17 protein-coding genes are annotated in these 15,783 nt (G+C 59.9%); 10 read left to right on the forward strand and 7 right to left on the reverse strand.

Annotated elements, in window-relative coordinates:
* Nucleotides 1-26 precede the first annotated feature (26 nt).
* Both FJD34_RS01075 and rnhA read left to right on the forward strand, forming a co-directional pair.
* Nucleotides 27-785, forward strand: coding sequence for a class I SAM-dependent methyltransferase (locus tag FJD34_RS01075; protein ID WP_065943069.1), 759 nt, complete (start codon nt 27-29; stop codon nt 783-785).
* Nucleotides 786-870: 85 nt separating this feature from the next.
* The gene (rnhA, locus tag FJD34_RS01080) at nt 871-1,323 is read left to right on the forward strand and encodes a ribonuclease HI (protein WP_010171667.1); all 453 of its coding nucleotides are present in this window, start codon (nt 871-873) and stop codon (nt 1,321-1,323) included.
* 3 nt (nt 1,324-1,326) lie between these two features.
* Here the strand turns inward: rnhA and FJD34_RS01085 are convergent, their stop codons facing one another.
* Complete coding sequence (locus FJD34_RS01085; protein WP_090291185.1) at nt 1,327-2,277, reverse strand: glycerophosphodiester phosphodiesterase family protein; 951 nt, start codon at nt 2,275-2,277, stop codon at nt 1,327-1,329.
* Nucleotides 2,278-2,412: 135 nt separating this feature from the next.
* On the opposite strand from FJD34_RS01085, the gene FJD34_RS01090 reads away from it, so the two are divergent.
* The 3 genes from FJD34_RS01090 to FJD34_RS01100 all read left to right on the forward strand — a co-directional run bounded on the left by FJD34_RS01090 (nt 2,413) and on the right by FJD34_RS01100 (nt 5,250).
* A complete protein-coding gene (locus FJD34_RS01090; protein ID WP_090291184.1) occupies nt 2,413-3,327 on the forward strand; it encodes an AraC family transcriptional regulator in 915 nt (304 codons plus the stop codon).
* Nucleotides 3,328-3,468: 141 nt separating this feature from the next.
* Complete coding sequence (locus FJD34_RS01095; protein ID WP_065943066.1) at nt 3,469-4,572, forward strand: NAD(P)-dependent alcohol dehydrogenase; 1,104 nt, start codon at nt 3,469-3,471, stop codon at nt 4,570-4,572.
* 105 nt (nt 4,573-4,677) lie between these two features.
* Nucleotides 4,678-5,250: a nuclear transport factor 2 family protein gene (locus FJD34_RS01100; RefSeq protein WP_139115675.1), complete on the forward strand. Its 573-nt coding sequence runs from the start codon at nt 4,678-4,680 to the stop codon at nt 5,248-5,250.
* 10 nt (nt 5,251-5,260) lie between these two features.
* Here FJD34_RS01100 and FJD34_RS01105 read toward each other — a convergent pair whose 3' ends face one another.
* A complete protein-coding gene (locus tag FJD34_RS01105) occupies nt 5,261-5,566 on the reverse strand; it encodes a DUF2388 domain-containing protein (RefSeq protein WP_090291182.1) in 306 nt (101 codons plus the stop codon).
* 203 nt (nt 5,567-5,769) lie between these two features.
* On the opposite strand from FJD34_RS01105, the gene dnaQ reads away from it, so the two are divergent.
* From dnaQ to FJD34_RS01120, 3 genes are all read left to right on the forward strand, one after another.
* Nucleotides 5,770-6,510: a DNA polymerase III subunit epsilon gene (gene dnaQ, locus FJD34_RS01110; protein ID WP_162237649.1), complete on the forward strand. Its 741-nt coding sequence runs from the start codon at nt 5,770-5,772 to the stop codon at nt 6,508-6,510.
* Nucleotides 6,511-6,706: 196 nt separating this feature from the next.
* Nucleotides 6,707-8,962: an Orn/Lys/Arg family decarboxylase gene (locus tag FJD34_RS01115; protein ID WP_032861209.1), complete on the forward strand. Its 2,256-nt coding sequence runs from the start codon at nt 6,707-6,709 to the stop codon at nt 8,960-8,962.
* Between the two features lie 8 nt (nt 8,963-8,970).
* Nucleotides 8,971-9,534: a GNAT family N-acetyltransferase gene (locus FJD34_RS01120; RefSeq protein ID WP_032861208.1), complete on the forward strand. Its 564-nt coding sequence runs from the start codon at nt 8,971-8,973 to the stop codon at nt 9,532-9,534.
* Nucleotides 9,535-9,612: 78 nt separating this feature from the next.
* Here FJD34_RS01120 and FJD34_RS01125 read toward each other — a convergent pair whose 3' ends face one another.
* Both FJD34_RS01125 and FJD34_RS01130 read right to left on the reverse strand, forming a co-directional pair.
* A complete protein-coding gene (locus tag FJD34_RS01125; protein WP_065943063.1) occupies nt 9,613-10,512 on the reverse strand; it encodes a LysR substrate-binding domain-containing protein in 900 nt (299 codons plus the stop codon).
* A gap of 92 nt (nt 10,513-10,604) precedes the next feature.
* A complete protein-coding gene (locus tag FJD34_RS01130; RefSeq protein ID WP_032861205.1) occupies nt 10,605-10,829 on the reverse strand; it encodes a hypothetical protein in 225 nt (74 codons plus the stop codon).
* 227 nt (nt 10,830-11,056) lie between these two features.
* Between FJD34_RS01130 and FJD34_RS01135 the strand changes: the two genes are divergently transcribed.
* Nucleotides 11,057-11,614, forward strand: coding sequence for an NADPH-dependent FMN reductase (locus FJD34_RS01135; RefSeq protein ID WP_032861203.1), 558 nt, complete (start codon nt 11,057-11,059; stop codon nt 11,612-11,614).
* 46 nt (nt 11,615-11,660) lie between these two features.
* Here the strand turns inward: FJD34_RS01135 and FJD34_RS01140 are convergent, their stop codons facing one another.
* Nucleotides 11,661-12,893 carry an NADH:flavin oxidoreductase/NADH oxidase family protein gene (locus FJD34_RS01140; RefSeq protein WP_065943061.1) on the reverse strand — a complete coding sequence of 411 codons (1,233 nt, stop codon included), beginning with the start codon at nt 12,891-12,893 and terminating at the stop codon, nt 11,661-11,663.
* A gap of 72 nt (nt 12,894-12,965) precedes the next feature.
* Between FJD34_RS01140 and FJD34_RS01145 the strand changes: the two genes are divergently transcribed.
* A complete protein-coding gene (locus FJD34_RS01145; RefSeq protein WP_065943060.1) occupies nt 12,966-13,409 on the forward strand; it encodes a MerR family transcriptional regulator in 444 nt (147 codons plus the stop codon).
* 69 nt (nt 13,410-13,478) lie between these two features.
* Here the strand turns inward: FJD34_RS01145 and FJD34_RS01150 are convergent, their stop codons facing one another.
* Both FJD34_RS01150 and FJD34_RS01155 read right to left on the reverse strand, forming a co-directional pair.
* Entirely contained in the window at nt 13,479-13,973 is a 495-nt protein-coding gene (locus FJD34_RS01150) for a DUF934 domain-containing protein (protein ID WP_032861201.1), read from the reverse strand.
* The gene (locus tag FJD34_RS01155) at nt 13,957-15,615 is read right to left on the reverse strand and encodes a nitrite/sulfite reductase (RefSeq protein ID WP_090291181.1); all 1,659 of its coding nucleotides are present in this window, start codon (nt 15,613-15,615) and stop codon (nt 13,957-13,959) included. The genes FJD34_RS01150 and FJD34_RS01155 overlap by 17 nt, the downstream gene beginning before the upstream one ends.
* Nucleotides 15,616-15,783: the final 168 nt, after the last annotated feature.

Consider the following 15,783-nt stretch of genomic DNA (forward strand, 5'->3'; position numbering starts at 1 on the left):
AACGTCTTGGCGAGTTGGAGAATGCAATGACTGATAAAGCGTTCGCCCAGGCCGATCCCGAATGGCTGGCCTTGATCAGCGCAGCCCGTGAATGGCTGTCCGGGCCGATCGGGCAATTTCTGCTGGAACAAGAGCGGTTGATGCTTGAAGAAGAGCTGGAGCGCTTCTTCGGTGGCTACCTGGTGCATTACGGCCCATCGGCCCAGACACCGCCGCCCGCGCGCCAGGTGCAGCGCAATGTACGCCTGGGCGCGCCGTTGCCCGGGGTCGAGATTGTGTGCGAGGAACAGGCCTGGCCCTTGAGCGAGCACGCGGCCGATGTGGTGGTGATGCAGCATGGCCTGGATTTCTGCCTGTCACCCCATGGGTTGCTGCGTGAAGCGGCCAGCGCCGTGCGTCCTGGCGGCCATTTATTGATCGTCGGCATCAACCCCTGGAGTTCATGGGGCCTGCGGCACGTCTTTGCCCATGACGCATTGAGCCAGGCCCGCTGCATCTCACCCTCGCGGGTCAGCGACTGGTTGAACCTGCTGGGTTTCGCGCTGGAGAAACGCCGCTTCGGGTGCTATCGTCCGCCGCTTGCCTCGCCCAAGTGGCAGGGCCGTTTGGCTGGCTGGGAGCGCCGGGCCGGTGCCTGGCAGTTGTCCGGTGGCGGTTTCTACCTGCTGGTGGCCCGCAAGATCGTGGTCGGGCTGCGGCCGGTGAGCCAGGTCCGGCGTGAGCCCATGGGTAAACTGGTGCCGATGCCCCTGGCCAAGGTCAACCGTCGCTCCAGCGAGCCATAAATCATTTTTCTGAAATTTTGGTCGTAGTGTTCGACCTCGGGAGCTGCCGGTCGATTGCCGGCAACCCGCTTTGATGGATAGCGTAATGACCGATAGCGTAGAACTCTTTACCGACGGCGCCTGCAAGGGCAATCCTGGTCCGGGCGGCTGGGGCGCCTTGCTGGTGTGCAAGGGCGTGGAGAAGGAGTTGTGGGGCGGCGAAGCCAATACCACCAACAACCGCATGGAGCTGATGGGCGCCATTCGTGGCCTCGAAGAACTCAAGCGCCGCTGCGATGTGCTGCTGGTGACGGACTCGCAATACGTCATGAAGGGCATCAACGAGTGGATGGTCAACTGGAAAAAGCGCGGCTGGAAAACCGCCGCCAAGGAGCCGGTGAAGAACGCCGACCTGTGGCAGTTGCTGGATGAGCAGTGCAACCGCCACAACATCACCTGGAAATGGGTGCGCGGGCACATCGGCCATCCAGGCAACGAGCGGGCCGACCAGTTGGCCAATCGTGGCGTGGATGACGTGCGCGGCTACAAGCAGAGCTGATCGTCAGTCACACCGCAGCGGCCATTCGAGCCGCTGCTTCACGCCTTGCATCGTGCGAGGCGAATCCACCAGCACCGCGTCGACGTTCAGGCACGCCGCAGCCCGATAGTCTTCCTCACTGTTAACGCCAATCGTCAGGATATTCACCTTGCCCCTGGACTGGAAACAGTCGATGGCCTGGGGTGTCCACAACTTGGCATTGACCGCTGAACGTGCTTCCCCAAGGGTAAAGGTTTCCACCAGTTCGACCTTGCGCTGATATTCAAACGCTACCCAGCTCCCCATTTGCGGTGCCGGTTGGCAATTGTGGGCCAGAGCGACACTGGCCAAGCGGTCGCGGGTCTGATCCCTGGATTCAAACAGACGGGCCTTTGGGTACTGCGCGAAAGCCTGCTGGTAGCTGGCATCCGTGGAGTAAATCAGCACCCGGTTCCATGCCTGGTTGCGTTCCAGTACTTGCGCCACCGCCTTGGCCTGGGTATCGGCAGGCAGGGCCTTCATGTCGAGGATGATCGTAATATTGGCTGGAACGGCCGCCAACGCTTGCTGCAATGACGGCAACGTCACCGGGTGCTCGCGATAAGGAAATAGTACCTGGCCATTGGCCGCATCCTGTTTGAACTGCCAGCCGGCATTGAGCTGTTGCAACTGGGCCAGGGTTTTCTCGGCCACCGCGCCTGAACCGTTGGTGTTGGCGCTCAGGTCCGCTGGCCGGTACAGCACGGGGATCTGATCACGGCTCAGTTGCACTGTGAGCCAAAGCATATCGACGTTATTGCGCAGGGCATTGTTGATTGCCAGCAGCGTGTTCTCCGGAAAGTCCGCCGTGCCACCCCGGTGTGCCACGATCAGCGGCAGGTGCTCGCCCGAAGTGTTGGAGGCTGGCAGGGAGGCGCACCCGCTCAGGAGGAGGCTGGAGATGAGCAGTGCGCTGGCATATCGAGTTTCAATCATTGGGGTTCGCGTTCTCTGGGGTATGCCCGGCATACTGTCCGGGCAGGGAAAATGGCGTAATGACTGGCCTGACTGATAAACGAAAGTAGCGGCCATTTAATTAATACCTTACCGAATTCCACCCGGGAGCGCTGGATGTCCTCTTCACCCCATGCCGATGTTCAGGCGTTTCTCGACGAAGCGGTGGAGAGCGAGCCCGAAGGCCTGACGTACACGCCGCCGGGGATTTCGCAAATGATCCACCGTGCGCTGCCGCCCTGGGGCGCTATCGAGTGCGTGCAGGTGGCGCATCGTCCTCACCAGTTTGAAATGCGCCGCCAACAGCACCAGTTTGTGCTTTATCGGCAAGGTTCGGTCAGTGATGGCGAGGTCAGTATCGACGGCTTGCGGCAAGCCGGTGCCCGGGCTCTGGATCAGGTCATTGACTTTATTCCGGCCGGGTCATCGTTCGAAGGCTGGACTGGGGCGCGCGCCAGGATTGGCTATGTACTGGTGTCGGTTGATGAGGATCAATTGGCCGAGGTCTGTCCGACCTATCGCGCCCAAAAGGATCTCAGGCCGCTGATCAGCTGTCATGACGGATTCCTGCGAGGGCTGCTCAAGCGCCTGGATCAGGTGGTACGTGACGGCAAGACCGATACGTTGTACCTGGAAACGTTGGTCATGCTGTTGATGCAGGAAGTGCGAGCACTGCAGCAGTTGCCCGATACCTCGCCGAGCAACACGGGTGAGTTGGGTCTGGTGCAACGCCAGCGCTTGACCGAATACATTGAAGCGTCCCTGGCCAATGAGGTGCGCCTGGCCGACTTGTCGAACATCGTTAACCTCAGCCCCTACCATTTTTCCCGAGTATTCCGACGCACCTTCGGGATGTCACCGTACCAGTACCTGTTGCTGTGTCGGGTCAACCGGGCCAAGCACTTGATTACCACCACTGACCGCAGCCTGCTGGACATTGCCCTGGACACCGGGTTTGCCGGTGCCAGTCAATTTTCTCGAGCGTTTCGCCGGGTTGTCGGGCAGTCCGCCAGTGAGCTGCGTCGTCCCTAGACGCCGCTCATTGCGCAAGAAGCGTCAATACAACAGCAGGTAAGGTAAAGCTGCCGGTGGATCTGCCCGTTAGTCTGGCTTCAACGACTGGTTACTCCGGTAACCAGTGTCAAGCCACTGACGTTGCAGAGAAAAAACGCCATGAGAATCCTGGCTGCCGTTACCGAAGGCAAAGGCCCACTGTTTGACCTGCGCCAGTTGCAACTGGACACACCACGCAGCGGCGAAGTCCGGGTCAAAATCATCGCCACCGGCATCTGCCACACCGACCTCGCCGTACGTGACCAACAGATCGCGGTCGCGATGCCCGTTGTGCTCGGTCATGAAGGTGCCGGTATCGTCGAGCACGTCGGACCGAATGTCAGCCATGTACAGGTGGGTGACAAGGTCATCCTGTCCCTGGGCTTCTGTGGTCAATGCGGCCACTGCGCCAGTGGCCTGCCGACGTACTGCGATGAGCATTTTGACTACAACTGGAAAGCCTCTCGTGCTGATGGCTCGGTGTCATTGCATGACAATGGGCGGCCGGTGCACAGCCACTTTTTCGGCCAGTCTTCGTTCGCCAGCTACGCGGTGGTAACCGCCAGCAGCCTCGTCAAGGTTGCAGATGACGCGCCACTGGAGTTTTTGGGGCCCTTTGCCTGCGGCGTGATGACCGGCGCCGGGGCGGTGATGAATACCCTGAAACCGGCGCCTGGTACTGCCATCGCTGTGTTTGGCATGGGTGCGGTGGGCCTGAGTGCGGTCATGGCGGCGCGGGCTATCGGTTGCAACCCGATCATCGCGGTAGACACGCAAGCGTCACGCCTGGCGGTTGCCCAAGAGATGGGGGCGACTCACCTGATTGATGCGAGTCAGGGTGACTCGGTGCAACAGATCATGGCGCTGACCGCCGGCAAGGGCGTGAAATACGCCGTCGAATGCGCCGGTCATGTTGGCGTGATGACCAGCGCTGTCAACGTCCTGGAAGAGGGTGGGGAGGCCGTGCTGACCGGCGTGGTCGCACCCGGGACCCAACTGTCTCTGGATGTCATGCAACTGATCCGGGGCCGAGTGGTGCGCGGCAGCATCATGGGCGACGCGGCACCTTCAGTCTTCCTGCCTCGACTGGTGGCGTTGTTCCAGCAAGGGCGTTTCCCGGTAGACAAAATGATCCGCTTTTACGATCTGGCGCAGATCAACCAGGCGATCGCGGATATCCATTGCGGCGAAACCATCAAGGCCGTCCTGCGCATGCCCCATTGAGCCACACCTTGCCCCCGTGCTGTCAGGCCATGACCGCATCGGGAAAGTTGCGCCCGCAATAAAGCCGAATCAACCCGTTAGTCAATCGAGAGTGAGGTAATAAACATGATGAGTCTTCGTGGATGGTTACTGGGTGTGCTGGTCACCACGGCAGTCTTTGCCGCCGGGGTTAACGCTCAACCCAAAGCAGCAATCAAGGAACAGGGCGGCTTTTACTACCTGTCGCCGGGGTACACCAAGGCCGACGTGGCTGACTTCTACTGGCGTAGCCTGGATGGATGGTCGGAGCATCCGGCCGAAATGGCCAAGTACTACGCAAAGGATGGCACTTACGAGCTGACCTATGCGCCAGTGGATGACTTCCCGAATGCGGGCTTCAAACGCGTGAACAAGGGCCGCCAGGAGATGACCGATTACTTCACCAACTTCAGTAAGCAAATGGGCAACTTGAGGTACAGCGACCCTAAGACCTGGACCTTGCTTGAGACCACTGAAAAGGGCACTTATGTCTTTGAATACACCAGCGACGGTGTGATTCGCTCCAGTGGCAAGCCCTACCATCAGACCTTCATCGCCATTTTGCACATGGCCAAGGACGGGCAGATCCAGTCCGTACGTGAATACTGGAACCCCTACGTGGCCCTGCGGGATTTTGACCTGATCAAAAAGACCCGGTAATCGACATCGGTCACAGGATCAGGATTGCACGGGCGAGTTGCTCGTCCGTGCACTGTAAGTCCACCAGGGTGTGGCGAATGTGCTGGAATGCCGATTCCAACTGGACGCCGTGTATTTCACCTTGGCTTGCGACAAACGAGGCGGCGTCAGCCTTGGCCGCCAGCACCACTTTGTCGTCCTTGAAGCTGCTGCTGGTGCCTTTGGTGGCACTCATCGACAGGCTGACCAGTGCGTCAGTCGTCATGACAAAGCTGGTGGCCTGCACACTGGCGGCGCCGAACAGGCACAACGTGAACAGCCATTTTATGTTGAACATGAACCTGAGTATTCCGCATCAGAGAGAGGCACGCAGGCTAGCAACGACGCGTGTAGCAAACAGCAGCAGGTTTGCTAAACCTTGTAAAAAACTGTTGGGTGCGCGCCCATGGGCTTCTGCCATGGGTCGCTTCGGTTATAGAGCGTGCTAATATCTCGCCCCTTGAAATGCACCGAACCGTTGAGAGCTGAACCCTGATGGCCATCCGATCTGTTGTACTCGATACCGAAACCACCGGCATGCCGGTGACCGATGGTCACCGGATCATTGAAATCGGTTGTGTCGAGTTGATGGGCCGCCGTCTCACCGGTCGGCATTTCCACGTGTATCTGCAGCCCGACCGGGAAAGTGACGAAGGTGCGATTGGCGTCCACGGTATCACCAACGAATTCCTGGTGGGCAAGCCGCGCTTTGCGGAAGTTGCCGATGAGTTTTTCGAGTTCATTAACGGCGCGCAACTGATCATCCATAACGCGGCGTTCGACGTTGGCTTCATCAACAACGAATTCGCCCTGATGGGCCAGGCGGATCGCGCGGACATCACCCGTCACTGCTCGATCCTCGACACCCTGATGATGGCCCGTGAGCGCCACCCGGGCCAGCGCAACAGTCTCGATGCCTTGTGCAAGCGTTATGGGGTCGACAACTCCGGCCGTGAATTGCACGGCGCCTTGCTCGACTCGGAGATCCTGGCGGACGTCTACCTGACCATGACCGGTGGGCAGACCAGCCTGTCCCTGGCGGGTAACGCCTCCGATGGCAACGGTTCGGCAGAAGGCTCGGGCAACCGGCCTTCGGAAATCCGCCGCCTGCCGGCTGATCGCAAAGCCACCACCATCATCCGCGCCAGCGAGCAGGACATGGCCGAGCACGCGGCACGCCTGGAAGCCATCGCCAAATCGGCGGGTGCGCCGGCGTTGTGGACTCAACTGACCCAGCACTAAATTGCGGTCAAAAATGTAGGAGCGGGCTTGCCCGCGATTGCGGTGTGACAGTCAGCGCATTCGTTACTGGCCCACCGCTATCGCGAGCAAGCCCGCTCCCACACAAGCCCATTCCTACATTAGTTATTATCTTCATTCGCCACATTCGCTCCCAGCTTCTACCCTGAGTACATCGCCCTCAGGACGCCAAGCCCTCATGTACAAAGACCTGAAGTTCCCCATCCTGATCGTGCACCGCGACATCAAGGCTGACACCGTTGCAGGTGATCGGGTCCGAGGAATCGCCCGGGAATTGGAGCAAGAGGGTTTCAGCATTTTCTCCGCCATGGATTACGCCGAAGGCCGGTTGGTGGCCTCGACCCATCATGGCCTGGCATGCATGTTGATCGCCGCTGAAGGCGCCGGGGAAAATACCCATCTGCTGCAAAATATGGTGGAGCTGATCCGCCTGGCGCGCCTGCGTGCGCCCAACCTGCCGATCTTTGCCCTGGGTGAGCAAGTCACTCTGGAAAATGCCCCGGCCGATGCCATGAGCGAGCTCAACCAACTGCGTGGCATTCTCTACCTGTTCGAAGATACGGTGCCGTTCCTGGCCCGGCAGGTGGCCCGCGCGGCGCGTACTTATCTCGATGGCCTGTTGCCGCCATTCTTCAAGGCCCTGGTGCAGCACACGGCCGATTCCAATTATTCCTGGCACACCCCGGGGCACGGTGGTGGCGTTGCCTATCGCAAAAGCCCGGTGGGGCAGGCGTTTCATCAGTTCTTCGGGGAGAACACCCTGCGCTCTGACTTGTCAGTGTCGGTGCCGGAGCTGGGCTCGCTGCTGGATCACACCGGCCCCTTGGCCGAAGCCGAAGCCCGCGCGGCCCGAAACTTTGGTGCTGACCACACGTTCTTCGTGATCAATGGCACGTCTACCGCGAACAAAATTGTCTGGCACTCCATGGTCGGGCGCGATGATCTGGTGCTGGTGGATCGCAATTGCCATAAGTCGGTGTTGCACTCGATCATCATGACCGGGGCGATCCCGCTGTACTTGTGCCCGGAGCGCAATGAGCTGGGAATCATCGGCCCGATTCCACTCACGGAATTCAGCCGCGAGTCGATTCGCGCGAAGATCCAGGCCAGCCCCTTGACCCGTGGCCGCGAGCCCAAGGTCAAGCTGGCGGTGGTGACCAACTCGACCTATGACGGCCTGTGTTACAACGCCGAGTTGATCAAGCAGCAATTGGGCAACAGTGTCGAAGTGCTGCACTTTGACGAGGCCTGGTACGCCTATGCCGCCTTCCACGAGTTTTTCGCCGGGCGCTATGGCATGGGCACTTCGCGTACGCCCGACAGCCCGCTGGTGTTCACAACGCACTCGACGCACAAATTGTTGGCGGCATTCAGCCAGGCCTCGATGATCCATGTACAGGACGGTGGGGCGCGGCAATTGGATCGTGATCGCTTCAATGAGGCGTTCATGATGCATATCTCCACCTCGCCGCAGTACAGCATCATCGCCTCGCTTGATGTGGCATCGGCCATGATGGAAGGCCCGGCAGGGCGTTCGTTGCTCCAGGAAATGTTCGATGAGGCCCTGAGCTTTCGCCGGGCCCTGGCCAATCTGCGCCAGCATATCGCCGCCGATGATTGGTGGTTTTCCATCTGGCAACCGCCTTCGGTGGCCGGTATCGACCGGGTCGCGACGGCTGACTGGTTGTTGCAGCCGGAAGCCGACTGGCACGGCTTTGGGGATATCGCCGAAGACTATGTGTTGCTCGACCCGATCAAGGTCACCCTGGTCATGCCTGGCCTGACAGCGGGTGGCGCCTTGAGTGACTGCGGGATTCCGGCGGCGGTGGTCAGCAAATTCCTTTGGGAACGTGGCCTGGTCGTAGAAAAGACCGGGCTGTATTCGTTCCTGGTGCTGTTCTCCATGGGTATTACCAAAGGTAAGTGGAGTACCCTGCTGACGGAATTGCTGGAGTTCAAGCGCAGTTACGACGCCAATACCAGCCTGGCCAGTTGCCTACCGTCGGTATTCCAGCAAGGGCCGGCACGCTATCAGGGCCTGGGTTTGCAGGATTTGTGCGACCAGTTGCACGGCTGCTATCGCAGCAATGCCACAGCCAAGCACCTCAAGCGCATGTACACCGTTTTACCTGAAATCGCGATGAAACCGGCCGATGCCTATGACCAACTGGTCCGTGGCGAGGTCGAGGCGGTTTCCATCGACGCCTTGCCAGGGCGTATCGCTGCCGTGATGCTGGTGCCTTATCCGCCGGGCATTCCGCTGATCATGCCGGGGGAGCGCTTTACTGAATCGACGCGTTCGATCATCGACTACCTGGCCTTTGCCCGGGAGTTCGATAGCAGTTTCCCCGGGTTTGTCGCCGATGTGCATGGGTTACAACACGAAGACGACGGCAGCGGTCGTTGTTACACCGTCGATTGCATCAAGTGTTAAGGAAGGTTATGCAAGCTGTAGTGAATCCGAAGTACCCGGGGCTCAGTGTGCGAGTCGCCGACGAGGGATTTGACGCCTACGTATGGGGTAATGATTTCAGCTTTGAGGTGTGCGTGTATGGCACGCCAGAGCTGGGCAAGCCTGTCGATCAATGGGCGGTGGAGCAGATCCTGCCATATCGCAAATGCTACGGTATCGATCCCGAGGAATTCGCCAGCTACCGCGATGCCGCCGACAGTGCGGTGTTCATGGCTTACCTGGATGATCGTCCGGTTGGCCATATCGTCGTCAGTACCAACTGGAACGGGTATGCCCATGTTGATGAGCTGGCGGTGGTACTGCCGGCCCGCCGACATGGTGTGGCCAAGGCCTTGCTTGATGTGGCGCAATTCTGGAGCCGCAAGAAAAACCTGCCGGGGATGATGCTGGAGACCCAGAACAACAACCTGGGCGCGTGCCGGCTATACGAGCGCAGCGGCTATGTGATGGGTGGCATCGACCACCTGCGTTATCGCGGGATTGACCCGCAGACGCGGGAAGTGGCGATTTTCTGGTATCGCTTGTTCAACTGAGTTGCAGCTGTGGCAAGGGCCCTGTAGGAGCGAGCAAGCTCGCTCCTACACGGTAGCAAGGCCACTGTGAGTGCGTGCTTAGCCGATCGGGGACAACAGGGCTTGTGCCTTCTGCGTGACAATCTCCAGCAACGCATTGAGCGCAGGGCTCGGGCTGCTGTCCTTGACCGTCAGTCCATACAGGCTCACCAGGATCGGCGGCGACAGCGGGCAAGTATCCAGGCCTGCCTCCCGCGCGCCGCTGGCGGTGAATGGATCGACCACCGCCAACCCTTCGCCGGCCTCGACCATGCTGCGCATCATCTGGTAGGTCTGCACCCGTGTCTGGATCACCGGCAACGGTCGCAGGGCCTGTAGCTTGCTGTCCAGCCACTGGCTCAACGGGTCTTGCCCCTCCAGGCCGATCATCGACTGGCCGGCCAGTTCTTGCAGGGCGATGTATTTCTGCCGGGGCTTGAGCCAGCCATGGGGTGCCAACAACTGCAACTTGCCCTGGGCCAGCACGGTACTGGTGATTTGCGGGTGCTCAGGGTCATGCAGGCTCAGGCCGAGGTCGGCCTCATGCAGCAGCAGGCTCCTGACGATGTCGCGTGTCGGTTGGCTGGACAGGTTGCAGGGGGTGTCCTGGAAACGTCGGCGCAACAACGCAATGCTTTGCGGCAGCAGTTGGTTGGCCAACGGCGGTGTACAGAGCGTGCGCAGCGGTGGGGCATGATGGTGCTTGAGGCTGCTGGCCAGGCGCTGTATAGGCTCCAGGGCTTCGTAGAGATGGGCGATCTGCGCCTGCATGGCCATGGTTTCACGGGTGGCCTGCAACCGCCCGCGGACGCTGGCGAACAGCATGAATCCCAACTGCTGTTCAGCGTCCTTGAGGGTGGCGTCCACATCGGACACAGCCAGTTGCAACCATTCGGCGGCAGTGCCGAGGTGTCCGGTCTGCAAAATGGCTTGAATCACTTCGATATGACGTAAACGCATGCATGAAGTCCATGTTCAGCAGGTAAGGGATTCACCGGGTGAATCCTAACCTAAGTCCGCTCATATGACTTCTGCCTGGAGGCACAGCCTTATCAAACAGGCGTGTTTTCGGGTTCGCGGGTCAGGGAGACCTGCGATTGAACCAATACAAAGGTGTTGTCATCGACCTTGTTGACCCGGTCACCAATCGCCAGCTTGTAGGAAATTACCGGTTCTGAACCGCCGTCTGACGAGGTGGACTCCTGAAATTCATGCACTGAATAAACGCGGCCTTCCGCGTCGCGGGCATGGAATTGTCCGACAAGTACTGCTGCCATCTGTTTAGAACCTCTGGAGAAAAACACCGATTTGCGGTTCTGTAGACCGTCATTAAGGCGGGTAGTTTACCTACATAGGAAAAATACTATTCGCTGATGTTCTGCTTATTTTTCCTATAGGCAGATCTCGGCGCAAAACAACCGCCAGTTGGGCAAAACCCGCTGGTGATAGGCCGGCGAAGGCTCTATAACTACAGGCTCCTTTAGTCAGATGTCGGAAAAGCCCCATGAGCAAGGTCTATACGATTGCCGTACTGGTCGGCAGCTTGAGAAAAGAGTCGATCAACCGCAAGGTCGCCCTGGCATTGGCGCAATTGGCGCCGGCCAACCTCAAGCTCAGCATCGTCGAAATCGGCGAGTTGCCGCTCTACAACGAAGACCTTGATGGTGCCACGCCGCCTGCGGCCTACACCTCGTTCCGCCAGCAGTTGGCGGCGTCCGATGCGGTGCTGTTCGTCACCCCTGAATACAATCGCTCGGTGCCGGCGGCCTTGAAGAATGCCATTGACGTAGGCTCACGCCCCTACGGCCAGAGCGCCTGGAGTGGCAAGCCGGGGGCGATCATCAGTGTGTCGCCGGGGGCCATTGGCGGGTTTGGCGCCAACCACCATTTGCGTCAGTCCCTGGTGTTTCTGGATGTGCCCTGCATGCAGCAACCGGAAGCCTACCTGGGTGGCGCAGGCAGTGCGTTCGATGAGTCAGGCAAGCTGTCGGAAAAAACCAAGCCGTTCCTGCAAGCGTTCATCGATGCCTATGGCAAATGGGTGGCGAAGCAGAAGGGCTGACGGATCAACCAGACCCAGTCCTGGTGGCTGGGTCTGTTGCATAGGGTCAGGCTGCTTGATTGGCCATCGCCAGTCGATATTGCCGTGTGCGCCGGGCGGCGAACCATTGGTCTTGAATCAGCGCCAGCAGCGGTGCGACGCGCGGGTTGGGCTGGCGGCCCTGGCTCAACCGGCGTAGTTGATAGCGCACCACCGCCATGGTCGCCAGGGATGCCAGCGCCTTGCGTTTCCAGCCAATCGGGCGCAATTGCGGGTGACTGTCGCGGCCCTCTCGCCACTGCTTGATCAGTTGCGGCTCCAGGCTCAAGGCCGTGGCAATGCCGGCCATGGCGATGCCACTGTTCAGGACCTGTCGCACCACCGGCAAACGGCGAATCCCTCCCGTGACCATCACCGGCATGTTGGCCTGTTTTGCTAGCTCAGTGGCCATCTCCAGGAAATACGCCTCTCGGGCGAGGGTTCGGCCATCGCGTGCCTCACCTTGCATTGCAGGTGCCTCGTAACTGCCACCGGATAGCTCAAGTAAATCGATAGGTAGGGTGTTGAGCATGGTCACAACGCCGTGCGCATCGTCGGCATCAAACCCGCCGCGCTGGAAGTCCGCCGAGTTGAGTTTTACCGCCACGCAAAAACCAGGGCTGACCACTGCCCGGACGGCCTTGATCACTTCGACCAGCAGGCGGGCACGGTTTTCCAGCGAGCCGCCCCAGCGATCATTGCGCCGGTTGCTCAAGGGGGAGAGGAACTGGCTGAGCAGGTAACCGTGGGCCCCATGGATCTGTACGCCGCTGAACCCGGCTTTTTCGGCCAGGCGTGCGCTAGTGGCAAAGCGCGTGATGACGTCCTGGATATCGTCTTCGGTCATCGCCCTGGGTTTGGCGAACATCTTCGAGAAACCGCCCAGGTCCAGGGGCACCGCCGACGGCGCCAAGGCTTGCTGGCCCAGATTGGCCATGGTCTGGCGCCCTGGGTGGTTGAGTTGCACCCAGAAGTGCATGCCCTTGGCCCGGCCAATCGCTGCCCACTCGCGGAAGCTGTCCAGGTGTTGTTCGTCTTCCAGGGCTACGCCGCCGGGGCCGGTCATGGCGTGACGGTCGACCATCACATTGCCGGTCAGCAACAAGCCCGGCTCACCGTCCGCCCAGGCCTTGTACAACTGCTTCAACGCGGGGGAGGGTGCTTGGTTGGCATCGGCCATGTTCTCCTCCATCGCGGCCTTGGCGATACGGTTGGCGATGACTTGGCCGTTGGGCAGTTGCAAGGGTTCGAAGGGTGACATGAGTTGACTCCTGAGCGAGGGAGGCCTCAGGCTAAGATTAAAGTTAACTTTAATGTCAAGCGGGATCGAGTGATGAATATTGGCGAGCTGGCAAAACAAAGTGGCCTGGCGGCATCGCGTATCCGTTTTTATGAGGCGCAAGGGCTGATCAGCCAGGTGGGGCGCCAGGCCAACGGCTATCGGCGCTATGCCCCCGAGGCACTGCAGATGCTGCAATTGATCCAGAGCGCGCAGCAGGCTGGATTTACCCTGCAGGAACTCAAGGCGATGATGCCTGTTGCGGGGGAGCACAAGCGGGAGGAACTGATTGAAGGATTGGAGCGCAAGGTGCAGCAGATCGAGGCGATGCAAGTGCAGTTGGCGCACAGCAAGGCACAGTTGCTAGGCGTGATCGAGACGGTTCGGGCGCAACCCGAAGGCGTGCCTTGTTCCATGGGGCAGGAGCGGGTGCTGGCGTCACTGGAGAGCCCTGTAGGAGCGAGCTTGCTCGCGAAGAACTCAAGAGCAACGCGTTAATCCAGAAAGCATGCGTTATCGTTGACGATCTTCGCGAGCAAGCTCGCTCCTACATCCTACAGAAGGTATCTAGCGCCGCCGAAACAGCGGCAATGGCTCATCTGTAGCGGCCTGGTATGTCACCGAGAAATCCTTGAGGCTTTCCAGCGCTTCGTACGGGTCTTTGTCGGCGCGCAAGGCGTAGGCATCGAAACCGCAGCGGTGCAGGTAGAACAACTGGTCGCGCAGTACATCGCCAATCGCCCGCAACTCGCCCTTGTAACCATAACGGTCACGCAGCAGGCGCGCGTTGGAGTAGTTGCGCCCGTCGGTGAAGGCCGGGAAGTTCAGGGCGATGACCTGGAAGTGTTGCACGTCATCACCGATTTCTTCGGCTTCTTCATCGGCGTCCAGCCACACACCCAGGCCGCCATCGCGGGCCTTGAGGGCGTGGCCATGCTCACGCCACAGGGCCAATGGCACGATCAGGTCGTCGCAGTTGGAGACACCATCGAACGCCGCATCCTTGGGCAGCAGGTGCCAGGTTTCGTCGACGACTTCGTTGTTCTTAATGATTCGCTGCATAGACGCGCTCCTTGAACAGGTCAATGCCGATGCGCTGGTAGGTGTCGATGAAACGCTCATCTTCGGTGCGCTGTTCGACGTAGACGTCAATCAGCTTGCCGATCACGTCAGGCATGGCTTCCTGGGCGAAGGATGGGCCGAGGATCTTGCCCAGGCTCGCATCGCGGCTGGCGCTGCCACCCAGGGACACTTGGTAGAATTCTTCGCCTTTCTTGTCCACCCCGAGGATGCCGATATGGCCGACGTGGTGGTGACCACAGGCGTTCATGCAGCCAGAGATGTTCAAGTCCAGCTCGCCGATGTCGAACAGGTAGTCCAGGTCGTCGAAGCGGCGCTGGATCGATTCGGCAATCGGAATCGACTTGGCGTTGGCCAGGGAGCAGAAGTCGCCGCCCGGGCAGCAGATGATATCGGTCAACAGACCGATGTTCGGCGTAGCGAAACCGCCTTCGCGCAGTTCGCCCCACAGGGTGAACAGTTGGCTCTGCTCAACGTCCGCGAGGATGATGTTCTGCTCGTGGGAGGTGCGCAGTTGGCCAAAGCTGTAGCGCTCGGCCAGGTCGGCGACGGCGTCCAGTTGCTTGTCGGTGATATCGCCCGGTGCAACACCGGTAGGCTTGAGCGACAGGGTCACCGCCACATAGCCCGGCTGCTTGTGCGCCAGGGTGTTGCGGGTGCGCCAGCGGGCAAAGCCTGGGTGCTGCTGGTCGAGTGCGGTCAGTTCGGCGTCCTGGTTGCCCAGGGCCTTGTAGTCCGGGTCGACAAAGTACTTGGCCACGCGATGCACTTCGGCCTCGGTCAGGGTGGTCTGGCCGCCGCGCAGGTGTTCCATCTCGGCGTCGACCTTTTGGGCAAACACCTCGGGGGTGAGGGCCTTGACCAGGATCTTGATGCGCGCCTTGTACTTGTTGTCACGACGGCCATAGCGGTTGTACACACGCAGGATGGCGTCGAGATAGCTCAACAGGTCTTGCCACGGCAGGAATTCATTGATGAAGGCGCCGACCACCGGCGTACGGCCTAGGCCGCCACCGACCAGCACGCGAAAGCCCAGTTCGCCAGCGGCGTTGTACACCGGTTCCAGGCCGATGTCGTGGACTTCGATCGCGGCGCGGTCGGAAGTCGAGCCATTGATGGCGATCTTGAACTTACGCGGCAGGTAGGCAAATTCTGGGTGGAACGTCGTCCACTGACGAACGATCTCGCACCACGGGCGCGGGTCGATCACTTCATCGGCGGCTACGCCGGCGAACTGGTCGGTGGTCACGTTGCGCAGGCAGTTACCGCTGGTCTGAATGGCGTGCATCTGCACGGTGGCCAATTCAGCCAGGATGTCCGGCACGTCTTCCAGGGCCGGCCAGTTGAACTGCACGTTCTGGCGGGTGCTGATGTGGGCATAGCCCTTGTCGAAGTCTCGGGCGATCTTGGCCATCATGCGTGTCTGGCGCGCAGTCAGTTGGCCGTAAGGCACGGCGACCCGCAGCATCGGCGCAAAGCGCTGAACATAAAGGCCATTTTGCAAGCGCAGAGGGCGGAACTCTTCTTCGCTCAGTTCACCTGCCAGATAGCGTCGGGTCTGATCACGGAACTGCTTGACGCGGTCCTCGATGATGCGCTGATCGTATTCGTCGTATACGTACATATAGGTCCTGTTCTCGGCAAATCTGCGCGCACGGCCGCGCACTCCCAACGGAGCCGGCGCACGATACCAGCTTGCGTTTATGCGCAAAAGTGATGTTTTAGTATATGCAAAGAACCAAATCGACTAATGAGAACAGTTATCGCGATACCCACACTTGTCATGCGGGAA

The organism is Pseudomonas brenneri (assembly GCF_007858285.1).
Classification (GTDB): domain Bacteria; phylum Pseudomonadota; class Gammaproteobacteria; order Pseudomonadales; family Pseudomonadaceae; genus Aquipseudomonas; species Aquipseudomonas brenneri.